The organism is Streptomyces europaeiscabiei, assembly GCF_001550375.1.
GTDB lineage: Bacteria > Actinomycetota > Actinomycetes > Streptomycetales > Streptomycetaceae > Streptomyces > Streptomyces europaeiscabiei.
In genome coordinates, this window is the sequence record NZ_LRTR01000055.1 from 20,247 (window position 1) to 27,208 (window position 6,962).

Consider the following 6,962-nt stretch of genomic DNA (forward strand, 5'->3'; position numbering starts at 1 on the left):
GTGGACCTGCACTTCGGTGACAGCAAACCCACGGACGAGGAGAAGGCGGCGGTCGACGCGTTGCTCGGGCCGCCGGAATCCTCCTGGGAGGGCGCGGCCCGCGATGGGATGAGGGCCGCCGACCTGCGGTGGGCGCGGGGCGGCCGGGAGGCCCGGGAGCGCCGTGACCTGTTGTTGCCGGGGTTGCACGCGATCAACGACCGGATCGGCTGGATCAGTGGGGGCGCGCTGGACTATCTGTGCCGGCGGCTGACGGTGCCACCGGCGGAGGCGTACGGCGTGGCCACCTTCTACGCGATGTTCTCGGTTCAGCCGCGCCCCGCGACCGTCCTGCACGTGTGCACGGACCTGGCGTGCGCGGCGGCCGGGGCGGCCGACCTGTGCGCGGGGGTCGAGGCCCGCCTCGGCCTCGGCAGCGGGGTGAGCGTGCAGCGGAGCCCGTGTCTGGGGCTGTGCGAGCGGGCACCGGCCGCCCTCGCGATCAAGGCCGGGGACCCGGTGCGTACGGCGGTGTCGGCGCCGGCGACCGTCGAGGGGGCCGTGCTCGCGGCGAGCGCGCCCGACTCCGCGGACGAGGAGCCCCCGGCCGCCATGGCGGTCCCGCAGGCCGGGGACCCGTCGCTGACGCTGCTGGGCCGCGTCGGTGTCGTCGACCCGTCCTCCCTCGACGACTACCGCGCCCACGGCGGCTACGCGGCCCTCCGTCGGGCCTTCGAGCTCGGCCCCGCCGGGGTCATCCGCGAGGTCACCGACTCGGGCCTGGTCGGGCGGGGCGGCGCCGCCTTCCCCACCGGCCGGAAATGGCAGGCCACGGCCTCACAGCCCGACCATCCCCACCACCTCGTCTGCAACGCGGACGAATCCGAGCCGGGCACCTTCAAGGACCGCGTGATCATGGAGGGCGACCCGTTCGCCCTGGTCGAGGCGATGACGATCGCCGCGTACGCCACCGGCGCGCACCAGGGCCACCTGTACCTGCGGGGCGAGTATCCGCGAGCCCTGCACCGGCTGGAGCACGCGATCGCCCAGGCACGCGCCCGCGGCCTGCTCGGCGAGAACGTCCTCGGCCAGGGCTACGCCTTCGACATCGAGATCCGCCGGGGCGCGGGCGCCTACATCTGCGGTGAGGAGACAGCCCTCTTCAACTCCATCGAGGGCTACCGGGGCGAGCCCCGCGCGAAGCCGCCGTTCCCCGTGGAGAAGGGCCTGTTCGGCAAGCCGACCGTGGAGAACAACGTCGAGACGCTGGTGAACGTCCTGCCGATCCTGACCATGGGCGCCCCTGCGTACGCGGCGATCGGCACCGGGCGCTCCACCGGGCCGAAGCTGTTCTGCGTGTCGGGGAGCGTGCAGCGGCCCGGCATCTACGAGCTGCCCTTCGGGGCGACGCTCGGTGATCTGCTCGCGCTCGCCGGGGTACGGGACCGGCTGCGCGCCGTCCTCCTCGGCGGTGCGGCCGGCGGTTTCGTACGCCCCGACGAGCTGGACATCCCGCTCACCTTCGAGGGGACGCGGGAGGCGGGCACGACGCTCGGCTCGGGGGTCGTGATGGCCTTCGACGACACGGTCCCGCTGCCCCGGCTGCTGCTGCGGATCGCGGAGTTCTTCCGGGACGAGTCCTGCGGTCAGTGCGTGCCGTGCCGGGTCGGGACCGTACGGCAGGAGGAGGCGCTGCACCGGATCGCCGAGCGGACCGGTGCGGCGGCGGCCGGTGACATCGCCCTGCTCAGGGAGGTCGGCCGCGCGATGCGGGACGCCTCGATCTGCGGTCTCGGGCAGACCGCGTGGAACGCCGTGGAATCCGCGATCGACCGTCTGGGGGCGTACGAATGACCGTGATCCCGCTCGGAGTGCCGCGTCGCCTCCTGGAGTTCACCATCGACGGGGAGCCGGTGCGCGCTCCCGAGGGCTCGACGATCCTCGACGCCTGCCGGGCCGCGGGCAAAGACGTCCCCACTCTCTGCCAGGGCGACACCCTCGCCACGAAGAACGCCTGCCGGGTCTGTGTCGTCGAGGTCGAGGGGGCCAGGACCCTCGTCCCGGCCTGCTCCCGCCGGGCCGAGCCCGGCATGGATGTGCGGACCGACACCGAGCGGGCCCGGCACAGCCGCAAGATCGTCCTCGAACTGCTCGCCTCCTCGGTCGACCTCTCGACGACTCCGCAGGTCGCCGAGTGGATCAAGGAGTACGAGGCGAAACCGGACCGCTTCGGCCCCGACGCGGCCCGGCTGAACGAGGAGCCCAGGGTCGACAACGAGCTGTACGTGCGGGACTACGACAAATGCATCCTGTGTTACAAGTGCGTGGACGCCTGCGGGAACCAGTGGCAGAACACGTTCGCGATCTCTGTCGCCGGGCGCGGCTTCGACGCGCGGATCGCCGTGGAGCACGACGCTCCCCTGACCGATTCGGCCTGCGTCTACTGCGGGAACTGCATCGAGGTGTGCCCGACGGGCGCGCTGTCCTTCAAGTCTGAGTTCGACATGCGGGCGGCGGGCACCTGGGACGAGTCGGCGCAGACGGAGACGACCACGGTCTGCGCGTACTGCGGTGTGGGCTGCAACCTCACACTCCATGTGCAGGACAATGAGATCGTGAAGGTCACCTCGCCGCACGACAACCCGGTGACCCACGGCAACCTCTGCATCAAGGGCCGCTTCGGCTACCAGCACGTACAGAACCGGGACTGAGACACGACATGGGACGAGTCACGGAACGACGCAAGGTGATCCGCATCCGGGACGGCGCGGTCTCCACCCGCCCGGACACCCTCGTCGCCGAGGAACCGATGGAGATCCGGCTGAACGGCAAGCCGCTCGCGATCACCATGCGCACCCCGGGCGACGACTTCGCGCTGGCGGTGGGGTTCCTGGTCAGCGAGGGCGTGCTCGCCGAGCGGTCGGACCTCCAGAACATCGTGTACTGCGCGGGCGCGACGGCTGGGGGAGGATCGAACACGTACAACGTGGTGGACGTGCGGACGGCGCCGGGGGTCGTGATCCCCGACATCACGCTCGAACGGAACGTGTACACGACCTCGTCCTGCGGGCTGTGCGGCAAGGCGTCGCTGGACAGCGTCCGTACGACCGCCCGCTGGGCCATCGACGACACGCACGGCGGTGACGTTCCCCCGGTCCGCCTCGATCCGGAGTTCCTCGCGAGCCTCCCCGACCGGCTCCGCGCCGCCCAGCGGGTCTTCGACCGGACCGGGGGGCTGCACGCGGCGGCCCTGTTCGGCGAGGACGGCGAGCTGCTCGACGTACGGGAGGACGTGGGGCGGCACAACGCGGTGGACAAGCTGGTGGGGCGGGCCCTGCAGAGCGGTTCGCTGCCGTTGTCCCGTGCGGTGCTGCTGGTGTCGGGGCGGGCCTCGTTCGAGCTGGCGCAGAAGGCGGTGATGGCGGGTATACCGGTGCTGGCGGCGGTGTCCGCGCCGTCCTCGCTCGCGGTCGACCTGGCGGCGGAGACCGGGCTGACCCTGGTGGGCTTCCTGCGGGGCGCCTCCATGAACGTGTACGCGGGCGAGCACCGTATCGCCCTGCGGGCCGCGGCCGACCAAGGCTGAGCGGCTCCCCGCGTCCACGACGGTGGGGTCCCCGGCGGGGAGCGCCCCCTGCGCCGGGGGCTCCGCCGGTTCGACCGCCGGGCACGCGTCGTTGGTCCACTGGCGCGTTGCCGGGTGCGGGTGGTTGCCCGCGGTCGCCGACGAACCGAACCCCCGAACTCCTGCGCGAGACACGCGCGATCCCACGACTGCCCATGGACCGGATCGACGCAGGCAACTAACGTCCCTTCCGTGCCCGATGACGCAGGAGCACGACAGCGGACGGGGGCCGGACCGGTCCTGATCCTCGCACTGGTCCTGGCCCTCGCGGCCGTGCTGCTCACCGCCCTCCCGGACGACGACCGGGAGGGTGGCGGCGCCTGTACGGCCCGTACGGTCCGGGACTGGGACCCGGACCCGGCCCTGACCGGCGAGTTCACCCGGTACGGCGACGACGCGACCCGCACCGACGACTGGACCGGCGGCGACGGCACCCACTCGGTGCGGCTTCCGGACGGCCGGGTGCTGTGGCTGTTCTCGGACACCTATCTGGGCCAGGTGCACCCCCCGCCCAACCCGGCCGGCGAGTCCGTGGCGTGGCGGGACGTCTCCACCCCCCTGGTGCGCAACTCGGCCGTGGTGATGTCCCCTTCGGGCCGTCTCGAATCCACGATCCCGGCCCCCGTCTTCCCCGATCCGGCGCCGCAGCGGTGGCGCTGGCCGGTGGCCGCCCGGGTCGAACCCCGTTCCCCCGGCTCGGACGAGAAGGTCGTACGGGTGCTGCTGTGGACCCGTACGGCGGGTAAGTCTCCGTGGATCTACGGGGTGCCCACCGCCACCGAGGTCGCCACACTGTCGCTGCCCGGACTGCGGCTGGAGGGGATCACGACGGTGCTGGACCAGGAGTCGGTCGCCGATCCGGCCCGGCGGGTGCTGTTCGGGACGACGGCCGTCGACGCGGGCGAGTGGACGTACGTCTTCGGCGGCACCGACGCCCAGGCCGCCTCCCGGCCGACCTCGCACGCGTTCGTCGCCCGGGTGCCGCGCGGCCGGCTCGGGGAGCCGGGGGCGTGGGAGTACTGGGACGGCTCGCGGTGGGCGGTGCGGGGGCGGCCGGCGGCGGTGCTCGGGAACGGGAAGGACAAAGGGGTGGGCAGCGCCTTCACCGTCGTCCGGGACGGGCGTACCTATGTGCTGTTCACCATGGCCGCCGGTACGGAGGGCCTGACGACCGTGACCGCCTACTGGGCCTGCTCCCCCACCGGGCCCTGGCACGGGCCCACCAAGGGCTTCAGTCCCCCGCTGCCGAACAGCGGCGTCGCGGCGTACAACCCGCAGGCGCACCGGGCGGTCGACGACGGGCGGCTGGTGCTCAGCTACGACGTCAACTGGCTGGACGCCGACGCCGCGGCGGCACAGGTGAACATCACGCGGAACGTGTCCCTGTACCGACCGCGGTTCGTATCGCTTCGTCTCGCTGCTCCGTGACCGCCGGCTCCACCGGGTCGTGGGCACGGCGCTTGGCGATGACCGCGCAGACCATCAGCTGCATCTGGTGGAACAGCATGAGCGGCAGGACGGCGAGGGAGGCCTCGGGGCCGAACAGGACACTGGCCATGGGCAGTCCCGAGGCGAGGGACTTCTTGGAGCCGGCGAACTGGATGGCGATCCGGTCCGCCCGGTCGAAGCGCAGGGCCTTGGCGCCGTACCAGGTGAGCAGCAGCATCACCGCGAGCAGGACGGCCTCGACGACGAGGAGGCCACCGAGCCGCAGCGGGCTGACCTGGCTCCAGATCCCGCGCACCATGCCCTCGCCGAACGCGACGTAGACGACGAGGAGGATCGAGCCCCGGTCGACGAGGCCGAGGATCCGCTTGTGCCGGGTGATGAACTCGCCGATCCAGCGGCGGGCCAGTTGCCCGGCGGCGAACGGAACCAGCAGCTGGAGCACGATCTTCACCAGCGCGTCGGTGGAGAAGCCGCCGGCGCTCCCGCCGAGCAGGGTCGCCGCGAGCAGGGGGGTGATGACGATGCCCGCGAGGGAGGAGAAGGAGCCCGCGCAGATCGCGGCGGGCACGTTGCCCCGGGCCATCGAGGTGAAGGCGATCGACGACTGGACGGTCGACGGGACGAGGGTGAGGAAGAGCAGACCCGTGTAGAGGGAGTGGCTCAGGAACACCGGTTCGAGGCCGCGGGCCGCCAGGCCCAGCAGCGGGAAGACCACGAACGTGCACACCAGGACCGTGAGGTGGAGCCGCCAGTGCTTGAGGCCGTCGACTGCCTCGCGGGTGGAGAGGCGGGCGCCGTAGAGGAAGAACAGGAAGGCGATCGCGGCCGTGGACGCGCCCGACGCGACCTCGGCGGCCGTACCCCGCGCAGGGAGGAGCGCCGCGATCCCCACGGTCCCGAGCAACAGCAGGATGTACGGGTCGATCGGCAGCCGGCTCGGCCACTTCAGGCGTTTCACGGTGCTCCACGTGCTTTCGATGACGGTGCGTGCGGGGGCCGGAAGGGCCCTCTCCATCGTCCTCCCCGGACCCTTGATCGGGAATCCGTCATACCGCTCTGACTGTCATCGCGTTCAGCGATAAGCGAGTAGGGTGGCGATCGTGTACGAGCCCTCCCACCTGCGCACCTTCCTCGCCGTGGCCCAGACGCTGAGCTTCACGCAGGCCGCCCGGCGGCTGGGGCTGCGCCAGTCCACGGTCAGCCAGCATGTGCGCCGTCTGGAGGACGCGGCCGGGCGGCAGCTGTTCTCGCGGGACACGCACTCCGTGGAGCTGACGGAGGACGGCGAGGCGATGCTCGGTTTCGCCCGGCGGCTCCTGGAGGTGCACGAGCAGGCGACGGCGTTCTTCACCGGCACCCGGCTGCGCGGGCGGTTGCGCTTCGGCGCGTCCGAGGACTTCGTGCTCACCCGGCTCCCGGAGATCCTGGAGGCCTTCCGGCACGACCATCCCGAGGTGGATCTGGAGCTGACCGTCGAGCTGTCGGGCACGCTGCACGAGCAGCTCACGGCGGGCAAGCTCGACCTGGTGCTGGCGAAGCGGCGCCCGGAGGACCCGCGCGGCGAACCCGTCTGGACGGACAGGCTCGTGTGGATCGGCGCGGAGCGGCTCCGCGTCGACCCCGACCGCCCGGTCCCGCTGATCGCCTATCCGCCGCCGGGCATCACGCGCGCCCTGGCCCTGGAGGCGCTGGAGCGCGAGGGCCGCACCTGGCGCATCGCCTGCACCAGCGGAAGTCTCAACGGACTCATCGCCGCCGCCCGTGCGGGCCTCGGTGTGATGGCGCACTCCCGTCGCCTGGTGCCTCCTGGCCTGGTCCGCGTCCCGGAGCGGGCCGGGCTGCCGGAACTCGGCGAGGTCGACTTCGTCCTCGTCCACGGCCGCCGCCCGGGAGCGGCGGTGGGCGTCGC

General features: G+C 72.3%; 6 protein-coding genes. 5 read left to right on the forward strand and 1 reads right to left on the reverse strand.

The annotated features are described in order from the left end of the window. From AWZ10_RS02555 to AWZ10_RS02570, 4 genes are all read left to right on the forward strand, one after another. Positions 1-1,833, forward strand: coding sequence for an NADH-ubiquinone oxidoreductase-F iron-sulfur binding region domain-containing protein (locus AWZ10_RS02555; RefSeq protein WP_046704196.1), 1,833 nt, complete (start codon positions 1-3; stop codon positions 1,831-1,833). Continuing rightward, on the forward strand, positions 1,830-2,690 hold the full coding sequence (locus AWZ10_RS02560; protein ID WP_060890342.1) for a 2Fe-2S iron-sulfur cluster-binding protein: 861 nt from the start codon (positions 1,830-1,832) through the stop codon (positions 2,688-2,690). The genes AWZ10_RS02555 and AWZ10_RS02560 overlap by 4 nt, the downstream gene beginning before the upstream one ends. 8 nt (positions 2,691-2,698) lie before the next feature. Next, on the forward strand, positions 2,699-3,565 hold the full coding sequence (gene fdhD, locus AWZ10_RS02565) for a formate dehydrogenase accessory sulfurtransferase FdhD (protein ID WP_060890343.1): 867 nt from the start codon (positions 2,699-2,701) through the stop codon (positions 3,563-3,565). A 231-nt stretch (positions 3,566-3,796) separates the two neighbouring features. Continuing rightward, positions 3,797-5,032 (forward strand): DUF5005 domain-containing protein, encoded by a 1,236-nt coding sequence (locus tag AWZ10_RS02570; protein WP_060890344.1) that lies wholly within the window; start codon positions 3,797-3,799, stop codon positions 5,030-5,032. Here AWZ10_RS02570 and AWZ10_RS02575 read toward each other — a convergent pair. Continuing rightward, positions 4,971-6,011 carry a bile acid:sodium symporter family protein gene (locus AWZ10_RS02575; protein WP_107084550.1) on the reverse strand — a complete coding sequence of 347 codons (1,041 nt, stop codon included), beginning with the start codon at positions 6,009-6,011 and terminating at the stop codon, positions 4,971-4,973. The genes AWZ10_RS02570 and AWZ10_RS02575 overlap by 62 nt on opposite strands. A gap of 142 nt (positions 6,012-6,153) precedes the next feature. Between AWZ10_RS02575 and AWZ10_RS02580 the strand changes: the two genes are divergently transcribed. Further along, on the forward strand, positions 6,154-6,962 hold an 809-nt coding region (locus AWZ10_RS02580), incomplete at its 3' end, for a LysR substrate-binding domain-containing protein (RefSeq protein ID WP_060890346.1).